Origin of the sequence: Microbacterium sp. bgisy189 (genome assembly GCF_965345345.1) — a bacterium.
Lineage (GTDB): Bacteria > Actinomycetota > Actinomycetes > Actinomycetales > Microbacteriaceae > Microbacterium.
This window is the reverse complement of sequence record NZ_CBDRMZ010000006.1, coordinates 142,093-157,670: the sequence shown is the minus strand read 5'-3', so window position 1 is coordinate 157,670 and position 15,578 is coordinate 142,093. Positions and strand designations below refer to the sequence as shown.

At 67.0% G+C, this 15,578-nt stretch carries 17 protein-coding genes, 1 tRNA gene and 2 pseudogenes; 15 read left to right on the top strand and 5 right to left on the bottom strand.

Going from position 1 to position 15,578, the window contains the following annotated elements; genetic code table 11:
- The first annotated feature begins 19 nt into the window (after window positions 1-19).
- The 5 genes from ACSF8R_RS09790 to ACSF8R_RS09770 are packed head-to-tail and all read left to right on the top strand — an operon-like array spanning window position 20 to window position 5,813.
- Window positions 20-1,192, top strand: a complete 1,173-nt coding sequence (locus ACSF8R_RS09790; RefSeq protein WP_434811694.1) for a Gfo/Idh/MocA family protein — start codon at window positions 20-22, stop codon at window positions 1,190-1,192.
- A 19-nt stretch (window positions 1,193-1,211) separates the two neighbouring features.
- Window positions 1,212-2,723: a sugar ABC transporter ATP-binding protein gene (locus ACSF8R_RS09785; RefSeq protein WP_434811693.1), complete on the top strand. Its 1,512-nt coding sequence runs from the start codon at window positions 1,212-1,214 to the stop codon at window positions 2,721-2,723.
- Window positions 2,720-3,691, top strand: coding sequence for an ABC transporter permease (locus tag ACSF8R_RS09780; RefSeq protein ID WP_434811692.1), 972 nt, complete (start codon window positions 2,720-2,722; stop codon window positions 3,689-3,691). The genes ACSF8R_RS09785 and ACSF8R_RS09780 overlap by 4 nt, the downstream gene beginning before the upstream one ends.
- On the top strand, window positions 3,691-4,803 hold the full coding sequence (locus tag ACSF8R_RS09775) for a Gfo/Idh/MocA family protein (protein ID WP_434811691.1): 1,113 nt from the start codon (window positions 3,691-3,693) through the stop codon (window positions 4,801-4,803). The genes ACSF8R_RS09780 and ACSF8R_RS09775 overlap by 1 nt, the downstream gene beginning before the upstream one ends.
- On the top strand, window positions 4,800-5,813 hold the full coding sequence (locus tag ACSF8R_RS09770) for a sugar phosphate isomerase/epimerase family protein (protein WP_434811690.1): 1,014 nt from the start codon (window positions 4,800-4,802) through the stop codon (window positions 5,811-5,813). The genes ACSF8R_RS09775 and ACSF8R_RS09770 overlap by 4 nt, the downstream gene beginning before the upstream one ends.
- A 70-nt stretch (window positions 5,814-5,883) precedes the next feature.
- Here ACSF8R_RS09770 and ACSF8R_RS09765 read toward each other — a convergent pair.
- Window positions 5,884-6,059: pseudogene (locus ACSF8R_RS09765) on the bottom strand (transposase); the annotation flags it as partial.
- A gap of 6 nt (window positions 6,060-6,065) precedes the next feature.
- Here ACSF8R_RS09765 and ACSF8R_RS09760 point away from each other — a divergent pair.
- Window positions 6,066-6,150 (top strand) — tRNA-OTHER (locus ACSF8R_RS09760).
- Between the two features lie 214 nt (window positions 6,151-6,364).
- Here the strand turns inward: ACSF8R_RS09760 and ACSF8R_RS09755 are convergent.
- Window positions 6,365-6,676: a putative quinol monooxygenase gene (locus ACSF8R_RS09755; protein WP_200116581.1), complete on the bottom strand. Its 312-nt coding sequence runs from the start codon at window positions 6,674-6,676 to the stop codon at window positions 6,365-6,367.
- 108 nt (window positions 6,677-6,784) lie between these two features.
- On the opposite strand from ACSF8R_RS09755, the gene ACSF8R_RS09750 reads away from it, so the two are divergent.
- Complete coding sequence (locus ACSF8R_RS09750; protein ID WP_434811689.1) at window positions 6,785-7,726, top strand: GlxA family transcriptional regulator; 942 nt, start codon at window positions 6,785-6,787, stop codon at window positions 7,724-7,726.
- 552 nt (window positions 7,727-8,278) lie between these two features.
- On the opposite strand, the gene ACSF8R_RS09745 is transcribed toward ACSF8R_RS09750, so the two are convergent.
- Window positions 8,279-8,479, bottom strand: a complete 201-nt coding sequence (locus ACSF8R_RS09745) for a hypothetical protein (RefSeq protein ID WP_434811688.1) — start codon at window positions 8,477-8,479, stop codon at window positions 8,279-8,281.
- A gap of 167 nt (window positions 8,480-8,646) precedes the next feature.
- Here ACSF8R_RS09745 and ACSF8R_RS09740 point away from each other — a divergent pair, with 167 nt between their 5' ends.
- The 3 genes from ACSF8R_RS09740 to ACSF8R_RS09730 all read left to right on the top strand — a co-directional run bounded on the left by ACSF8R_RS09740 (window position 8,647) and on the right by ACSF8R_RS09730 (window position 10,520).
- On the top strand, window positions 8,647-9,132 hold the full coding sequence (locus ACSF8R_RS09740) for an ASCH domain-containing protein (RefSeq protein ID WP_434811687.1): 486 nt from the start codon (window positions 8,647-8,649) through the stop codon (window positions 9,130-9,132).
- Between the two features lie 148 nt (window positions 9,133-9,280).
- On the top strand, window positions 9,281-10,165 hold the full coding sequence (locus ACSF8R_RS09735; RefSeq protein WP_434811686.1) for an SDR family oxidoreductase: 885 nt from the start codon (window positions 9,281-9,283) through the stop codon (window positions 10,163-10,165).
- Between the two features lie 82 nt (window positions 10,166-10,247).
- Complete coding sequence (locus tag ACSF8R_RS09730; RefSeq protein ID WP_434811685.1) at window positions 10,248-10,520, top strand: DUF7218 family protein; 273 nt, start codon at window positions 10,248-10,250, stop codon at window positions 10,518-10,520.
- Window positions 10,521-10,532: 12 nt separating this feature from the next.
- Here the strand turns inward: ACSF8R_RS09730 and ACSF8R_RS09725 are convergent, their stop codons facing one another.
- Together ACSF8R_RS09725 and ACSF8R_RS09720 are read right to left on the bottom strand one after the other, a co-directional pair.
- The gene (locus ACSF8R_RS09725; RefSeq protein WP_434811684.1) at window positions 10,533-10,976 is read right to left on the bottom strand and encodes a hypothetical protein; all 444 of its coding nucleotides are present in this window, start codon (window positions 10,974-10,976) and stop codon (window positions 10,533-10,535) included.
- 113 nt (window positions 10,977-11,089) lie between these two features.
- A pseudogene (locus ACSF8R_RS09720) lies at window positions 11,090-11,461 on the bottom strand (serine hydrolase); the annotation flags it as partial.
- A 283-nt stretch (window positions 11,462-11,744) separates the two neighbouring features.
- Between ACSF8R_RS09720 and ACSF8R_RS09715 the strand changes: the two are divergent.
- From ACSF8R_RS09715 to ACSF8R_RS09695, 5 genes are all read left to right on the top strand, one after another.
- Entirely contained in the window at window positions 11,745-12,131 is a 387-nt protein-coding gene (locus ACSF8R_RS09715; protein WP_434811683.1) for a type II secretion system protein, read from the top strand.
- Between the two features lie 92 nt (window positions 12,132-12,223).
- The gene (locus tag ACSF8R_RS09710; protein WP_434811682.1) at window positions 12,224-12,652 is read left to right on the top strand and encodes a type IV pilus modification PilV family protein; all 429 of its coding nucleotides are present in this window, start codon (window positions 12,224-12,226) and stop codon (window positions 12,650-12,652) included.
- On the top strand, window positions 12,649-13,179 hold the full coding sequence (locus ACSF8R_RS09705; RefSeq protein WP_434811681.1) for a prepilin-type N-terminal cleavage/methylation domain-containing protein: 531 nt from the start codon (window positions 12,649-12,651) through the stop codon (window positions 13,177-13,179). The genes ACSF8R_RS09710 and ACSF8R_RS09705 overlap by 4 nt, the downstream gene beginning before the upstream one ends.
- Window positions 13,170-14,747: a type IV pilus modification PilV family protein gene (locus ACSF8R_RS09700; protein ID WP_434811680.1), complete on the top strand. Its 1,578-nt coding sequence runs from the start codon at window positions 13,170-13,172 to the stop codon at window positions 14,745-14,747. Before ACSF8R_RS09705 ends, ACSF8R_RS09700 begins: the two co-directional genes overlap by 10 nt.
- Window positions 14,744-15,577, top strand: coding sequence for a prepilin peptidase (locus tag ACSF8R_RS09695; protein WP_434811679.1), 834 nt, complete (start codon window positions 14,744-14,746; stop codon window positions 15,575-15,577). Before ACSF8R_RS09700 ends, ACSF8R_RS09695 begins: the two co-directional genes overlap by 4 nt.
- Window position 15,578 lies beyond the last annotated feature (1 nt).

Below are 15,578 nucleotides of genomic sequence, written 5' to 3'. Positions count from 1 at the left end.
CCGCGCTCGAAAGGAAATCATGCAAGACCTCAACATCGCCATGATCGGCGGCGGATTCATGGGCAAGGCGCACTCTCTCGCCTACGCGGCGATGCCGATGTTCTTCTGGCCTGCCCCTGCCCGTCCGGTGAAAAAGGTCGTCGTCGACGTCACCGATGAGCTCGCCCGCTCGGCTGCCGAGCGATACTCGTGGGAGTCGTCATCATCGTCGTGGCGCGATGTCATCGAGGATCCGTCCATCGACGTGATCGACATCGCGACCCCCAACAACCTGCACGCCGAGATCGCCATCGCAGCGGCCGAGGCCGGCAAGCACATCATCTGCGAGAAGCCGCTCGCCCCCACGGCCGAAGAGGCAGGTCGCATGTATGAGGCGGCGAAGAAGGCAGGCGTGGTCACCGCGGTCGCCTTCAACTACCGTCGCACTCCGGCGGTTGCGCTCGCCAAGAAGTACATCGAGGAGGGCGCCATCGGCGAGATCCTCAACTTCCGAGGAACATACCTGCAGGACTGGAGCGCCGACCCGAACTCCCCGCTGAGCTGGCGGTTCCAGAAGGACATCGCCGGCTCCGGTGCCGTCGGGGATATCGGCTCCCATGTCGTGGATCTCGCCCGCTACCTCGTCGGGGACATCTCCGAGGTCACGTCGCTGGTTTCCACGTTCATCACCGACCGCCCGTTGCAGTCCAGCGGGTTCGACTCCCTGGGCGGTTCCATGAAGGCCGACGGACCCCGCGGCGCAGTCGATGTCGATGACGAGGCGATGTCGCTGATCCGCTTCCGCAACGGCGCGGTGGGTTCGATCGAAGCCACGCGCAACGCGTGGGGGCGCAACAACTTCATCACGTTCGAGATCCACGGAACCGAAGGCTCCCTCTTCTTCAACTACGAGAACCGTGATGAGCTGCAGGTGGCCTTCAAGAACGACCCCGCCGACCGCCGCGGCTTCCGCACGGTGTACTCCGGTCCGAACACGCCCTACGGCGATTCGCTCTGGCCCATCCCGGCGCTGGGGGTCGGCTACGGCGAGACGAAGATCATCGAGGCGCATGACTTCTTGAAGGCCGTGGTCGAAGGCGGCACTGTCGAGCCCAACTTCGCTGACGGCTACCAGACCGCGCTCGTCGATGAGGCGATCCTGGAGTCCGGCCGCACAGGCCAGTGGGTCAAGGTGCCCGATGTCGTCGCCTAAAGCCCCTGGGATGGGGGAAGTGCTCCCCGTCGCCCCGGCGGTCCGTATGCGCCAGATCGTCAAGAACTTTGGTCCGGTCGAGGTGCTGAAGTCCGTGGATATGGACATCGTTGCGGGGGAGGTGCATGCCCTCGCCGGCGAGAACGGCGCCGGGAAGTCGACGCTCATGAAGGTGCTGCAGGGCGTGCATCCCATCACCTCGGGCACCATCGAGGTCGATGGCGAGCCCGTCGATATCCGCAGCACTGCCGACGCGGAGCGAGCGGGCATCGGCATGGTCTTCCAGGAGTTCAGCCTCATCCCCTCGATGACGGTGGCTCAGAACATCTTCCTCAACCGTGAGATCAAGGGTGTCGGGGGACTGATCGACGACCGCGCTGCCGAGCGGACAACGAAGGAGCTCTTCGACGAGCTCGGCGTCCGCATTGACCCCAGCGTCCGTGTGGAGGACCTCGGCACCGCGTACTGGCAGCTGGTCGAGATCGCGAAGGCGCTGGCAAAGAACGCCAACGTCCTCGTCATGGACGAGCCGACAGCCAGTCTCGCCAAGCACGAGGTGGAGAACCTCTTCGAGCTGATCCACACCTTGAAGAGTCGCGGGATCGCCATCGTCTACATCTCTCACCGGATGGACGAGATCCGCCGCGTGGCCGACCGCATCACCGTACTCCGCGATGGTCGGGTCGTACTCGCCTCTCCGGTGGCGGAACGAACTGCCGCTGAGATCATCGAGGCCATCATCGGCCGCCGGCTCGCGTCCGAACTCGTGTACCGGGACCGAGGCGTGGACCCCGCCGCCCCGGTCCTGCTGGAAGCCAACGACATCGCCAGCAGCAGCGTCCTCGAATCCGTGAGCCTGACCATCCGCGCGGGCGAGATCGTGGGTCTTGCCGGCCTGATGGGGAGCGGACGCACCGAGTTCGCACGCGTGGTTGCGGGATTGGATCGGCCTACCCAGGGGTCGCTGAGCATCGATGGGAAACCGGTCCGCTTTCCCGACCCTCTCGCTGCCCAGGGCGCCGGCGTGGCCCTGATCCCCGAAGACCGACGCGATCAGGGACTGGTTCTCGAGCACTCGGTGTCCGACAACCTCACGCTGCCCGTCCTTCACCGGGTGAAGTCTGGAGCGCTCCTATCCCCTCGGAAAGTGCGCGAGCTCACCGACCTGCTGGTCGCCCGCTTCGCTGTGAAAGTCGCCGATCCTTACGCGCCCGTCAATCGGCTCTCGGGCGGCAACCAGCAGAAGGTGGTCGTGGCCAAATGGGTCAACACCGACCCGCGCATCCTGGTCATGGACGAGCCTACGGCCGGCGTGGACATTGGAACCAAGACGGAGATCCTCGACATCGTGCGGGACTTCGCCTCACAGGGCAACGCTGTCCTGTTCATCTCATCCGAACTACCCGAACTTCTCGCGGTCGCCGACCGCATCGTCGTCATCCGTCAGGGACGGTCCTACCGCGAACTCGTCCGCGCCGACGTCGAGAGCGAAGAACAGCTTCAACTCATTATCCAAGGAGAGGCAGCATGAGCAGCCCTGCAACGGCCACACGGCCATCCCTTGTCTCCCGCGCCCTGACCCACCTGGACTGGCGGAGCAACATCATCTACATCGCCTTCGCGGTGGTGCTCATCCTGTTCGCCATCTTCCTGGGCAACGACGGCTTCCTCTCGCCGAACAACATGCTCAACATCGTGCGGCAGACCGCAACGATCTCGATCATGGCGGTCGCGATGACATTTGTGATCGCGACCGCGGAGATCGACCTGAGCGTCGGTTCTGTGGCAGGGCTCGCGTCAGTGGTCACCGCCATGACGACCGCCCAGTTCGGTCTGGTGCCCGGCATCATCGCCGGCCTGCTCGCCGGAGCCGCGATCGGAGCGGTCAACGGCGGACTCGTGGCGCTTCTGAAGATCCCGTCGTTCCTTGTCACTCTCGGCATGCTCGGCCTTGCTGCGGGTGTCGCGCAGTGGATCACAGCGTCCGCGCCGCAGCCGATCAGCGACCGTCTGTACGTGCTGATCTTCGGTGGCGGCGACTTCGGCCCGGTTCCCGGTCTGCTCGTCTGGACAGTCGTTGCGGTCGCCGTCGGGTGGCTCGTGATGAACCGGACCGGCTTCGGCCGGAAGGTGCTCGCCACCGGCGGAAACCCCACCGCCGCGGCGTACACCGGAATCAACACAGCCCGCATCAAGTTCACCGTGCTCCTGATCTCCGGAATCGCGGCCGCGGTTGCCGGAATGCTCTATGCCGGCCGGCTGGAGTCAGGGCGGTTCCAGTGGGGACAGGGTGACGAGCTCACCGTCATCGCCGCCGTTATCCTCGGCGGAACCAGCCTGTTTGGCGGACGGGGTGCCATCATCGGAACCCTGTTCGGCTCACTGTTCATGGGCCTGGTCAACAACGGCCTGATCCTGGCGGGTCTGGATGTGGCGCAGCAGCAGGTCGTGCGCGGCGCCATCATCATCGCGGCCGTCGCCCTGTCGAGGAAGAAGTGATGGCTCCCCGGCCGCTCAAGAGCGGCATCATCGGAACCGGCTTCATGGGTGGCGTCCACACCCGCGCAGTGCGCTCGGCGGGGGGTGAGGTGGTCGCCTACGCCGGCCGGGACGTCGAGCATACCCGGTCCGCGGCGGCGGCGGCGAACGTCCCCCTCGCGCTCACCCCCACCGAACTGGTGCGCCACCCAGACGTCGACATCGTCCACATCTGCACGCCTAACTCCCAGCACGTGGAACTCGCCTTCGCAGCCATTGCAGCCGGCAAGCACGTCGTGTGCGAGAAGCCGTTGGCCACGACGGGGGACGACGCACTGCGCCTGGAGAAGGCGGCCGAGGCCGCCGACGTGGTCCACGCGGTGCCCTTCGTCTATAGGTTCTACCCGACCGTCCGTGAGGCGAGGGCGCGCATCGCCGCCTCAGGCGAGCGGATCTGGCTCGCTCACGGGCACTACCTGCAGGACTGGCTGTCGGATCAGTCCGCATACAACTGGCGGGTAGAGGACGGGGAGTCGCGGGCCTTCGCCGATATTGGCGTCCACTGGTGCGACTTGTTCGAGTTCGTGACAGGGCATCGCATCGTCCGCCTGCTCGCACATCAGTCCCGGCTGCACGACACCCGTACATCGAACGGACGCGACGTGCCCGTCTCCACAGAAGACGGCACGACGATGATGTTCCAGACCGACCGCGGCGCCAACGGCACGGTCGCGATCTCCCAGGCCAGCCCCGGACGCAAGAACCGTCTCTGGCTGTCGGTGGACGGCGCCGACCACAGCTACACGTTCGACCAGGAGAACCCGAGCGAGCTGTGGGTCGGCTCCACCAACGAGGTGGTCCTGCTCCCGAAGGGGTATGAGACGCTCACCGCGGACGTCGCCTCCTCATACGTGACAGTCCCCTCGGGCCATCCGCAGGGCTACCAGGATTGCTTCAGCCTCTTCATGCGCGACGTTCATCGCACCATCGAGGGGAAGGCCGTCGACGCCCTCCCGACCTTTGCCGACGGTGCTCGCGCCGCCCGCCTCACGGACGCGGTGATAGCCTCCGCTCAGTCCGGCGGCTGGATCGATGTGGCTGCAGAACGCGATTCGGAATCGAGCGCATCGTGACGGGCTCCGCGCACCCGGTAACCCTGTTCACGGGACAGTGGGCGGATCTGCCGTTCGAGGAGGTCGCCCGGCTGGCGGCAGCGTGGGGATACGACGGACTGGAGATCGCGGCATCCGGCGATCATCTGGATCTCCAGCGCGCCGACGAGGACGACGCGTACGCCGCGTCGCGGCTGGAAATCCTGGAGCGTCACGGGCTGAAAGTGTTCGCGATCTCGAACCACCTCGCCGGTCAAGCGGTGTGCGATGCACCGATCGACTTCCGCCACCAGGCGATTCTCCGCGGCTACGTGTGGGGCGACGGCGACGCGGAAGGAGTGCGGCAGCGCGCCGCCGAGGACATGAAGCGGTCCGCGCGCGTGGCGAGAAAGCTTGGCATAGACACTGTCGTCGGGTTCACTGGTTCGTCGATCTGGCCGTACCTGGCGATGTTCCCGCCGGTGCCGGCAGAGGTCATCGAGGCCGGCTTCGAGGACTTCGCAGACAGGTGGAACCCGATCCTCGACGTGTTCGACGCGGAGGGGGTGCGGTTCGCCCACGAGGTGCACCCGAGTGAGATCGCGTACGACTACTGGTCCAGCGTACGAGCGCTGGAAGCGATCGGGCACCGGGAGGCGTTCGGGTTCAACTGGGATCCGTCGCACATGATGTGGCAGAACATCGACCCCGTCGGATTCATCTGGGACTTCCAAGACCGGATCTACCACGTGGACTGCAAGGACACCCGGATGCGGCCGCGCAACGGCCGCGCCGGGGTGCTGGGCTCGCACCTACCGTGGGGTGATCCCCGCCGCGGATGGGACTTCGTCTCGACCGGGCATGGCGACGTGCCCTGGGAGGACTCCTTCCGCGCCCTGGACGCGATCGGCTACACCGGCCCGATCTCGATCGAGTGGGAGGACGCTGGCATGGACCGACTTCACGGCGCCGCAGAAGCCGTGACGTTCGTGCGGTCGAAGCTCTGGACGCGCCCCACCGAATCCTTCGATGCGGCGTTCTCGAACCAGTAGGAGCGCCGGCGCGATCGTTGCAGAACTGGCTCCGTCAAGCCGACGTCGAGGAAGGCAACCGTCCCGGTTAGTTGGTCAGGTTGCGGAACCCGAGTGCGGAGCCGCGCAGGTGTTCGAGCCGTCCGTTGACCGCCTCGGTCGGCCCGTTGCTGGTGCCGGGTCGTTCGAAGTAGGCGAGCACGTCAGCGGCTCGCTTCTTCAGGGTCCGGCCCAGGGTGTGAGCTCGGTGAGCACCTTGGGGACGCCGGGTCAGCGGCTCGTTCGCCCAGTGGGCGCATCAAGCGGTAGACGTAAAGTCGACGTGATGAGGTCGTCGGTTCGATTCCGACAGGCTGTTCGGTTCTGGTGGTCGCGCGATGCGCTGGCCTCACGGCTCTGCCCGACACTGACGTCGCTCTCCTCTGCGACGGACCCCCTCGCCGGCTGAGCGCTGGCGGCCGGCATCCTGTCCGTGTGCCGATAGGCCTCGCACCGCTGGGCAACGCAGCATGGCGTTGCGTCGCGACCTGGCGACGGCTCGGCGGGGCGCGATCGTCTCGTGCGTTGGCGGACTACGGGAGCTTGGACGCGAGGACGTCGGCCGCCAGGATCTCGGGTGCTGCGCTGAGGAGGTGCTGGTTGGCCATCAGGGCTGCGACGATGGCGCCGTTGGCGTGGGCGTCGCGAGCGGCCTCGTCGGGGAATGCATCGAAGATCCAGAAGGTGTCGGCGTGGGTCCTGACCGCGAACCAGACAATCGTTCCTACTTCTTCGTTGGCGAGTGCGACAGCGCCGGCGAGCAGATCGGCGAGCGCGTCGTGCTGTCCATCGGCCGCGACGATCTTGGCGACGAAGGCATACGGAAGTGATGCGCGTGTGGACATGAGGGACTCTCCTAGGTGTCGAGGTTTCTTGGTGAAGCGAGTTCAGCGTATGACGAGCGAGGGCCGGTGGGGAGTGGCGTATACGGCAGTATTGCTATTGTTTGCGTCATGCGTATCGGACTGATCGCGATCGACGGCTGCTTCGGTTCGGCTATCGCGTCGATCATCGACATCGTGCGGGTGGCCGACGGTGCCCGCGGCGATGTCGACTCGCGGATCGACCCGATCGAACTCGCCATCCTCGGACCGAAACGGCGAGTGACGACGACGGCATCGATGACCCTGTCGGTGGACCACCCGCTGTCGGAGTCCGGAGAGTTCGACGTGGTCGTCGTCCCTGCGCTTGGGACCCTGACGGCCGCCGCTACCAACGACGTCCTCCAGAGCCGAGATGCTCGTTCGGTCATCGCCTCGCTCGGGCGCCTCGACGAGGCGACCACCCGGATCGCCGCGGCGTGCACCGGCGTGTTCGCTGTCGCCGAGACCGGACGGATGCATCATCGGCGCGCGACGACCAGCTGGTTCCTGGGGCCGGAGTTCCTGAAGCGCTATCCGACCGTCGCCCTCGATCTCGACACCATGGTCGTGGTCGACGGGAACCTCGTCACCGCCGGTGCCGCGTTCGCCCACATCGACCTCGCGCTCTCACTCGTGCGATCGATCAGCCCCGACCTGGCCCAACATGTCGCCAAGCTCCTCATCATCGACGAGCGCCCGTCGCAGGCGGCCTTCGTCGCCTACGAACATCTCCGGCACGAGGACCCGATCGTCGTTGAGTTCGAACGCTTCGTGCGCGCCCGCCTGGACGAACCGTTCAACGTCACCTTCGTCGCGCAGTCGCTCGGCACCAGCCGGCGCACCCTCGAACGTCGAATCCGTGCGGCGCTCAACCTCACTCCGCTCGGCTTCGTCCAACGGCTTCGCATCGAACGAGCTCGGCACCTCTCAGCAACCACGGACCTCACCTCCGCCGAGATCGCGCTACGGGTCGGCTACGCGAACGCCGAGACTCTGCGCTCCCTCCTGCGTAGGGAGCGACGCCGTTCTTGACCTATCGCAATGCCTGTAGCCGGTGTGCTAGTGCTCGACTGGAACCACCTCTCAGCACGTCGCGGCGACGCTCCCGCGTCGCCCCTGGACGACACACTCAGCGCGACCGCAGCACAGGCCATGTGACGTGTCCCGGCTTCGCGGACGGTCGGGGTTGGGTGGCTGTGATGTCGCTGCGTTCTCGTCGAGAGGATCAGCAGACCCGATCAGAGCCGATTGGGATAAGACGCGAAGGCGGTCAGGTCAGGGCGGCCGAAGCCGGCCGGCGGTGGGGCGTCGGTCACGTCGAGGTCTTTCGGATGGATGGCGTAGGAACCTCCATCGTCGGGAGATCTCGGCGTCTATCTGCGGACCGACGCGCCCGGCCGACCTACACCCTCATCTGGGAAGAGCCATCAACGCGCTGCATGACGCGCATCACGACGACCCGACGTTCGGATACCGATACCTCACCGACGAAGCCCGCCGCGCGACGGCATCTTCGCCCAGCGGCGCCGGGTCGGTCGTGAAGACCGTCACGTGGTGTGCGTCGCGGCGGCAGAGGGCTCGAGATCAGTCCTGATCTTCTGCACCAGTCGCGAGGCGATCGGCCTCAGCGCTGTCGACGAGGTCGTCGTTGACGTCGGGATCGAGTCGCACGCCGTCATCGTCTTCGTCGTCGATGACGATGTCGGGGTCCGTGGTTGTCGGCTCTTCGACGGGCTCGTCGCCGGTCGGCGGGACGAGGGGCGGTTGCGGATTCATGGCGGTCATCATCGCTCCTTCGAGATGGGTGCGGTCGACGCTAGTCGCGCGAACGTCCCATGCCCACGGGGTTGACGCGGCTTGACCGTGGAGGTAGCAGCGTGGGAGGTGGATGGCGACCGCTGTGGCACGGCAGGATTGGTGGAGTGACATCTCCTGCGCTCTCATCTGCGGCCATGCCCCTCGACATCGCGGCGGCGGATCGGATGTGGGACGACTACCGGCGGGCGCATCCTGACGCCGTCGCCGCGTCGCGTGAGTACAGCGTCGAGCATTTCGGCGACTCGCCGCGACTGGCGGATGAACTCCTCGATGCCGTGACGTCGGGGCGCAAGCGGGCCACCGCCGAGCTGGTCGCCGACTTCATCGCGCGCGGGGACGAGGTGCCGCGCGTCGGGTCGCATTGGATCGCGTGCGACAGCAGCGGGGCGCCGCGCGTTGTCATCCGCAGCGTGGAGCTGCGTATCGGCCCGTTCGCATCCGCCGACGTGGCCTTCGCCGCGGACGAGGGGGAGGATGACGGGACCCTCGCGTCGTGGCAGCGGGAGCATCGTCGCTACTGGGAGCGCACCGCGGCGGCGCGCGGCGCAGTGTGGTCGGAGTCTGACGAGATCGTCTTCGAGCGGTTCGCGGTCGTCTGGCCGCCCGAGCACGCGGACTGATGGTTCACGGTGGGGGAGCCGCCCACTGTCAGGTTGTTCCCTCGCGAGGGATGCGCACCGTCGGGGTAGGACCGGTTTGTCAACCCCGTCTCTTCCCCGCCCTCAAGTCCGTATCGTCTGCCGTGACGCGATCACCTGAGGAGACGTGATGCCCGATTCGAAGCACGATCCGCGCAAGAGTCACCATGACGGAGGGTTCCCCGAGCAGACACAGCAGCAACCGGGACTCACCGGGAGCACCCGGCCCACGCCGGACCACGGTGAGGATTCGTACCGCGGGAGTGGGCGCCTCGCAGACCGGCGCGCCCTCATCACGGGCGGCGACTCGGGTATCGGGCGAGCCGTCGCGATCGCATTCGCGCGCGAAGGAGCCGATGTCGCCATTGCGCATCTGCCCGAAGAACAGGCGGATGCCGATGCGACGCTCGAGCAGGTGAACGATGCCGGCCGTCGCGGCGTTTCACTTGCCGGCGACATTCGTGAAGAGGCTTTCGCCGATTCGATCGTCGACGCCACGGTCACCGCCTTCGGCGGCCTCGACATCCTGGTCTTGAACGCCGCGTATCAGAAGGATCGCGATGGTCTGGAGCGGCTTGAGACCGAGGAGATGGACCGCGTGTTCCGCACCAACCTCTCTGCCATGATGTTCACCGCTCGTGCGGCGATCCCGCATCTGAACCCGGGCGCGTCGATCATCGTCACGTCGTCGATTCAGGCGTTCAATCCGTCGCCCGGGTTGATCGACTATGCGATGACGAAGGCCGCGCAGGTCGCGTTCGTGAAGGCGCTCGCGCAGGATCTCGGTGCACGCGGCATCCGCGTCAATGCTGTGGCACCCGGCCCGATCTGGACGCCGCTGATCCCTGCCACGGGATGGGATGCCGAGCGGTTGGCCTCCTTCGGGCAGGACACGCCACTCGGCCGCGCGGGTCAACCCGCTGAGCTCGCCGGCGCGTACGTCTACCTCGCATCCGGTGATGCCTCATACGTGTCGGGCGCTGTCATCCCTGTCACAGGCGGCAAGGGACTGTAGGGGGCGCGCCAGTGTGCAGGTTGTCAACCGCCTTGCCATGGCGACATGCGCAGCGTTGAGTGAGGACCGAAGGGAGATCACGATGCCACGTGGACAGAACGCGTCACTGAAGGATCCGGAGCTGTATGAGGAGTTGCGGAAGGACGGCGCCTCCAAGGAGAAGGCAGCTCGCATCTCGAATGCGACGGGCGGCACGAAGTCGGGGCGCTCAGACATCGGCCGCAAGGGAGGGGAAGCCGGCAGCTACGACGACTGGACGGTGCCCGAACTCAGGAAGCGTGCGAAGGAACTGGGCCTCACGGGCTACTCGAAGCAGCGCAAGCAAGAGCTCATCCGTTCGCTTCGCAACCACTGAGACGCCTTGAACTCAGGTTCGGTATTCGTCCGTCAGCACCCGGTACACGGCGCGTTCGAACGACTCGAACGCCTCGTTCGCTGCGCGGTCGAAGAAGGGCAGCAGCTGCGTGGCCCAGACGCCCGCGATGCCGGATGCCGGGTCGATCCAGTAGTGCACGTTGCCCAAGCCGGCCCATGAGACCGACCCGGCGCGACGCCTGCCGGGCACGTCGGCCTCGACGCGCAGGAACGTCGTCGCCCACGATGTGGGGATTCCGGGAAAGAACTCCGCGCGATGCGTGAGTGCAGGAATCGCCGATTCGAGTGGGCGCATCGGGATGCCGGGGTCGCTGCGTGCGCGCCGGACTGTCTCGGCGGTGAGGACGCGACCGTGGGTGCCGTTGCCGTCGCCCGACCAGACCTGCAGCAGACGCAGGACATCGGCGACCGTGCCGAACAGGCCTTGCCCGCCCATGTCGAGTTCCGGGTCGCCGATCGCCGGTGGCGGCGTCGCGCGGATGCTGCCGTCACCCGTCCGTCGGTGCAGCGTGGCGAAGCGGGCGTGGGCCGAAGCCAGTCGGTCGACGTGCCGTACGTCCAGCGCTCGCCGGGATCGTGCAGCAACGGGGTGCGCAGGCTGTCGCGCAGGGGAGTGCTCGACGTGGGCCGGGCGCGGGCACGTGCGGCGACGCGCTCGTCGAACATGTCGTAACCGAAGCCGGCGGTGTGATGCAGCAGCATCCGCGACGTGATGCGCCGAGCGGGCGGCCTGGTGCGGGGTTCGTCGGGGTCGCCCGGGTCGACGCTCGTCCCGCCGCGCCGACGTGTACGTCGTCGGCGCCCTCCAGGAGGCCCGCGATGACGAACGGGATGCCGCGGTCGACAGCGCGCACGACGTGGGCGTCGACGACGTCTTGGAGCGACTTCATGAGACCTCTCATGTGCAGATCGAGCGTGCACCGAAGCCTGCGGAGCAGAATTCTCGGGGTCCAGATTCCCCGGAATTCCGCGGTTGTCGGCAGGGAAAGAGATCTTTTATCACACCAATCTCAAGATTCTCATTGACAACAAGATGAGAGGTCTCTCATTATTGGTGACGGACCGGCAGACCGTGCCTCACGCGGAACGTCGGACCTGGTTCACGTCGAGCGGTTACCCGACCAAGGTCCCCCCGGACACATCACCCGAGACGCTGCTTCGTCGTGCGCTGAACCCATCCATTCCTCCCCAAGGAGCTGCACACATGCGCGCCACTTTCCGTAACTACATGGACGCCGTCAAGGCCCGTCGCGAGGAGAACGGCGACGCCGGCTTCTCGCTCATCGAGCTCATCGTCGTCGTCGTCATCCTCGGCATCCTCGCCGCGGTCGCGATTCCCGTCTTCCTCGGCCTGCAGGGCCAGGCGGAGCAGACGGCGCAGGACGCTGTCGCCGCCAACGCGGCCAGCCAGGCTGCAGCAGCCTTCGCTCAGGACGATGAGTACGCGCCTGCGACCGACGACTTTGCCAACCTCGCCGCTGACACCTACACGATCACTCCATCCGGCGACTCGATCGACAACTTCTGCATCACGGTCTCCGACGGCGCCGAGGAGGATTCGGAGTCGGGACCCGGCTGCACCCTTCCGTAAGCCACGGCTTTCAGCGGAGCCGGTCCGACCCGAACGGACCGGCTCCGCTTCCTTCACATCCCGCCCGACACCTCACTCCCCTGGAGGTGCACGTGCAGAAGCGTGCCGGCGATGACGGCTTCAGCCTCGTCGAGGTCATCATCGCCATGTTTCTCTTGATGGTCATCGCGGTGGCCGTCCTGCCGCTCATGATCGGTGCGACGCGCGCGAGCGTCGTCAACCGCGACGTCGTGTCGGCGACGACTTTCGCGAACTCGCAGTTGGCCCCCATCAAGGCGGCGTTCCCGACCGAGTCGACGTCGCCCACGAGCTGCGCCGCGCTGCGGACCCGTGCCGTGCCCGCGGCGAGCGCGGTCTCCGACCCCGCAGGCACCGGTCACACCGCGACGGTCGCCGTCGCCTCGTGCCCGAGCGGGGCGGCGTCGTACCCGACGACGGTCGTCGTGACCGTGACCGTCCGCGCCGCCGACGGTGACGTGCTCGTCACGTTGCCCACCCGCATCCCGGTGGCGAGCGCATGAGCGTCGTCCCGCACGACGACGAGGGGCTGACGCTCGTCGAGCTCATCGTCGTGATCGTCGTCTCCGCGCTCTTTCTGGGGCTCCTCGCCCTGATGTTCATCAACGGCATCACCGCGCAGGAGCGCGCGACGGCACGTGATCACGCGACGGGGGAGTCCAACGTCGTGAGCGCCACCTTGATGTCTTCTGTGCGCAACGCAGAGGACTTCCGCATCAGCGGTTCGGGCACGCGGGTCGATGCACGCGTCGTGACGGCCGACGACAGTCTCGTGTGCCGCGCGTGGGCTGTCGTCGGCGGTGACCTCCGCTACCGGGAGTCGACGACACAGATCGGGGCCGTCACGACGGCTTGGACGACGATCGCCACCGATGCCGTCGGCACGCTCGGCAGCGGCGCCGCCTTCGAACTCGCAGGCGCGAAGAACCTTCGCATCGGCTTCGAGATCTCCACCGGCGACGAGACGGTCGCCTTCCGTGACGGTGTGGCCGCCCAAGCCGAGACACAAGGAACACTCACATGCTGGTGAACATCGTGCGACGCCTCCGCGCCGATGGCGACGGTGGATCCGCCCTCGTCTCCGTGCTCGTGATCATGCTCGTGCTGAGCATCGGCGCCCTCTCCCTCGCCGCGATCGTCACCAACACCTCGGGCGTCGTCGTCGACAGCCGCAGCACGGCGCAGTCCCGTGCCGCCGCCGACGCGGGCCTCGCCGACGTGGTCGCAGGCCTCAAGCGCGGCGACCTGTCGTGCCCCGCTTCCGGTGTGACGCTCTCAGACAGCGACATCACAGTCGACGGCTCCGGATCGCCGGCGTACGACTACGCGGTCACGTGCGGCGCCGGGTTCGCGACCATCACCTCGTACTCCGAGGTCGACGGTGCGCGGACCGGCGTGCAGGCCGTGTACAGCTACAGCGAGGCGCCGGAAGGCGTCGGCGACATGGTCTTCTTCGGCACCGGGAACGTCACCTTCACGCACGAGGTCGATACCGCCGCCACGGGGCGCCTGCTGAACATCGTGGTGCCGCAGGCCTCGTTCACCTGCCAGAACCACATCCCCGCGAACATCACCGCGCGCGGCGACATCTCCGCCAATGGCGGCTGCACGATCGACGGGGCTGCCACCTCGGCGGCAGGCGTGCTCGACATGTGCTGCGGCACCGACACGATCAAGGGGAACGTCACGACGGGCGGCACCGGCACGAGCACAGTGCGCGGCACCCTCGGCGGCAGCCTCCACACCAACGGACGCATCACCTTCGGATGGGAGGGGAAGTCCGTCGCGGGCTCGGTGACGGCGAACGGCAACGTCTCGCTCGGCAACGTCCGCATCCAGGGCACGCTCACCATGCCGACAGCCAGCACCCTCAACACCCAGAGCGGTGTCGTCTCGGGTGGCGTCGTCCGAACCGCGACGGTGGCGGGCCCTGTTGCGCCGACGCTGCCCAGCTGGTTCGAGTACAAGTTCGCTGCCGCCGACTGGCCGGGCTTCACGATCGTGACGCTCGCTGCCTCCGGGAGCGGACCTGGTACGTGCGGGTACTTCAACAGCAGCCCCGGAACAGGGTGGACATCGCTCGCGTCGTACGCGAGCCCGACGATCATCGATGCCCGCAATTGCGGCACGTTCAGCAGCAACAACGGATCGAACCCGAACATCGCGATCAAAACCAATATCGTGCTGCTCGCGAAGGGGTTCGACCTCACGACGCTGCAGGTCAGGGGCGCGACCGGGCTCTCCGCCAAGCCCAAGCTGTGGGTCATGACCGAAGACCCGACGCCCGGTGACAGCAAGCCCACGTGCGGCTCAGGCTACGGCGCGCTGAAGATCAACGGCACCGTCATCGCGACGAGTGTCAAGGCGATCGCGTACTCGCCGTGCAAGATCGACGTCGCCGGTGGCGCCGGCGGCATCGACGACCAGTGGAACGGCACCTTCTACGGCGGTGGATGGAACTACGGTGGCGGCCTCACATTCACCGCCGACCCGATCGGTGTGCCCGGCATGGGCATCGACGAGTCGACCGGCGGCGGCGCGGCGGGGCTGGGGACACTCATCTCGCAGCGTGACGTCGCTTGGGAGGATGTGGGATGAGCACTCTCCCTCCCGGACTCTTCACCTTCGCACTGGTGTTCGCCGGCATCCTGGGCCTCGTCATCGGCTCGTTCCTCAACGTCGTGATCTACCGCGTGCCGGCCGGCATTCCGCTCACGCGCGAAAGTCGCTGCCCGCAGTGCGACACCAAGGTGCGCGCCTGGCAGAACATCCCGGTGCTGTCGTGGCTGCTGCTTCGTGGCCGGTGCGCCGGGTGCAAGGCGCCCATCTCGCCCCGCTACCCGCTGGTCGAACTCGCGACAGGTATCGCCTTCGTCGGGGTCGCGTGGTGGAGCATCGACGCCTGGGCCGGCATCGGGCCGATCGGCGCGTATGCCCTCACCGTCGCCTACCTCTACCTCGCAGCGATCAGCATCGCGCTGGCCCTCATCGACCTCGACGTCCGTCGCCTGCCGAACGCGATCGTGCTGCCGGCGTACCCCGTCATGCTGGGGCTCTTCCTCATCGCCAGCTTGTGCTGCGCGCAGTGGGACGCCATGCTGCGCGCCGTCGTCGGCGGCGCCGCCCTCTACACGTTCTACCTGCTGCTGCGGCTCATCCGCCCCGGCGGCATGGGCGGCGGCGACGTGAAGCTCGCGGGCGTGCTCGGCATCGCGCTCGGCTGGATCGGCTGGGGCGCGCTCATCGTCGGCGCGTTCGCCGGCTTCCTCGTCGGCGGCATCGTCGGCATCGCGCTCATGATCGGCCGCCGCGCCGGTCGCAAGAGCGCCATCCCCTTCGGGCCGTGGATGCTCGTCGGGGCCTGGATCGGCATCTTCGCGGGGCAGGACGTCTCGCGCTGGTACCTCGGCCTGCTCGGCGCCGCCTGAG

Bases quoted from the DNA above. Each gene is read 5' to 3' on its own strand.
- ACSF8R_RS09790 (WP_434811694.1), top strand. From the start codon at position 20: ATGCAAGACCTCAACATCGCCATGATCGGCGGCGGATTCATGGGCAAG.
- ACSF8R_RS09780 (WP_434811692.1), top strand. From the start codon at position 2,720: ATGAGCAGCCCTGCAACGGCCACACGGCCATCCCTTGTCTCCCGCGCC.
- ACSF8R_RS09775 (WP_434811691.1), top strand. From the start codon at position 3,691: ATGGCTCCCCGGCCGCTCAAGAGCGGCATCATCGGAACCGGCTTCATG.
- ACSF8R_RS09755 (WP_200116581.1), bottom strand. From the start codon at position 6,676: ATGTCCACACGCGCATCACTTCCGTATGCCTTCGTCGCCAAGATCGTC.
- ACSF8R_RS09750 (WP_434811689.1), top strand. From the start codon at position 6,785: ATGCGTATCGGACTGATCGCGATCGACGGCTGCTTCGGTTCGGCTATC.
- ACSF8R_RS09745 (WP_434811688.1), bottom strand. From the start codon at position 8,479: ATGACCGCCATGAATCCGCAACCGCCCCTCGTCCCGCCGACCGGCGAC.
- ACSF8R_RS09740 (WP_434811687.1), top strand. From the start codon at position 8,647: ATGCCCCTCGACATCGCGGCGGCGGATCGGATGTGGGACGACTACCGG.
- ACSF8R_RS09735 (WP_434811686.1), top strand. From the start codon at position 9,281: ATGCCCGATTCGAAGCACGATCCGCGCAAGAGTCACCATGACGGAGGG.
- ACSF8R_RS09730 (WP_434811685.1), top strand. From the start codon at position 10,248: ATGCCACGTGGACAGAACGCGTCACTGAAGGATCCGGAGCTGTATGAG.
- ACSF8R_RS09725 (WP_434811684.1), bottom strand. From the start codon at position 10,976: ATGGGCGGGCAAGGCCTGTTCGGCACGGTCGCCGATGTCCTGCGTCTG.
- ACSF8R_RS09715 (WP_434811683.1), top strand. From the start codon at position 11,745: ATGCGCGCCACTTTCCGTAACTACATGGACGCCGTCAAGGCCCGTCGC.
- ACSF8R_RS09705 (WP_434811681.1), top strand. From the start codon at position 12,649: ATGAGCGTCGTCCCGCACGACGACGAGGGGCTGACGCTCGTCGAGCTC.
- ACSF8R_RS09700 (WP_434811680.1), top strand. From the start codon at position 13,170: ATGCTGGTGAACATCGTGCGACGCCTCCGCGCCGATGGCGACGGTGGA.
- ACSF8R_RS09695 (WP_434811679.1), top strand. From the start codon at position 14,744: ATGAGCACTCTCCCTCCCGGACTCTTCACCTTCGCACTGGTGTTCGCC.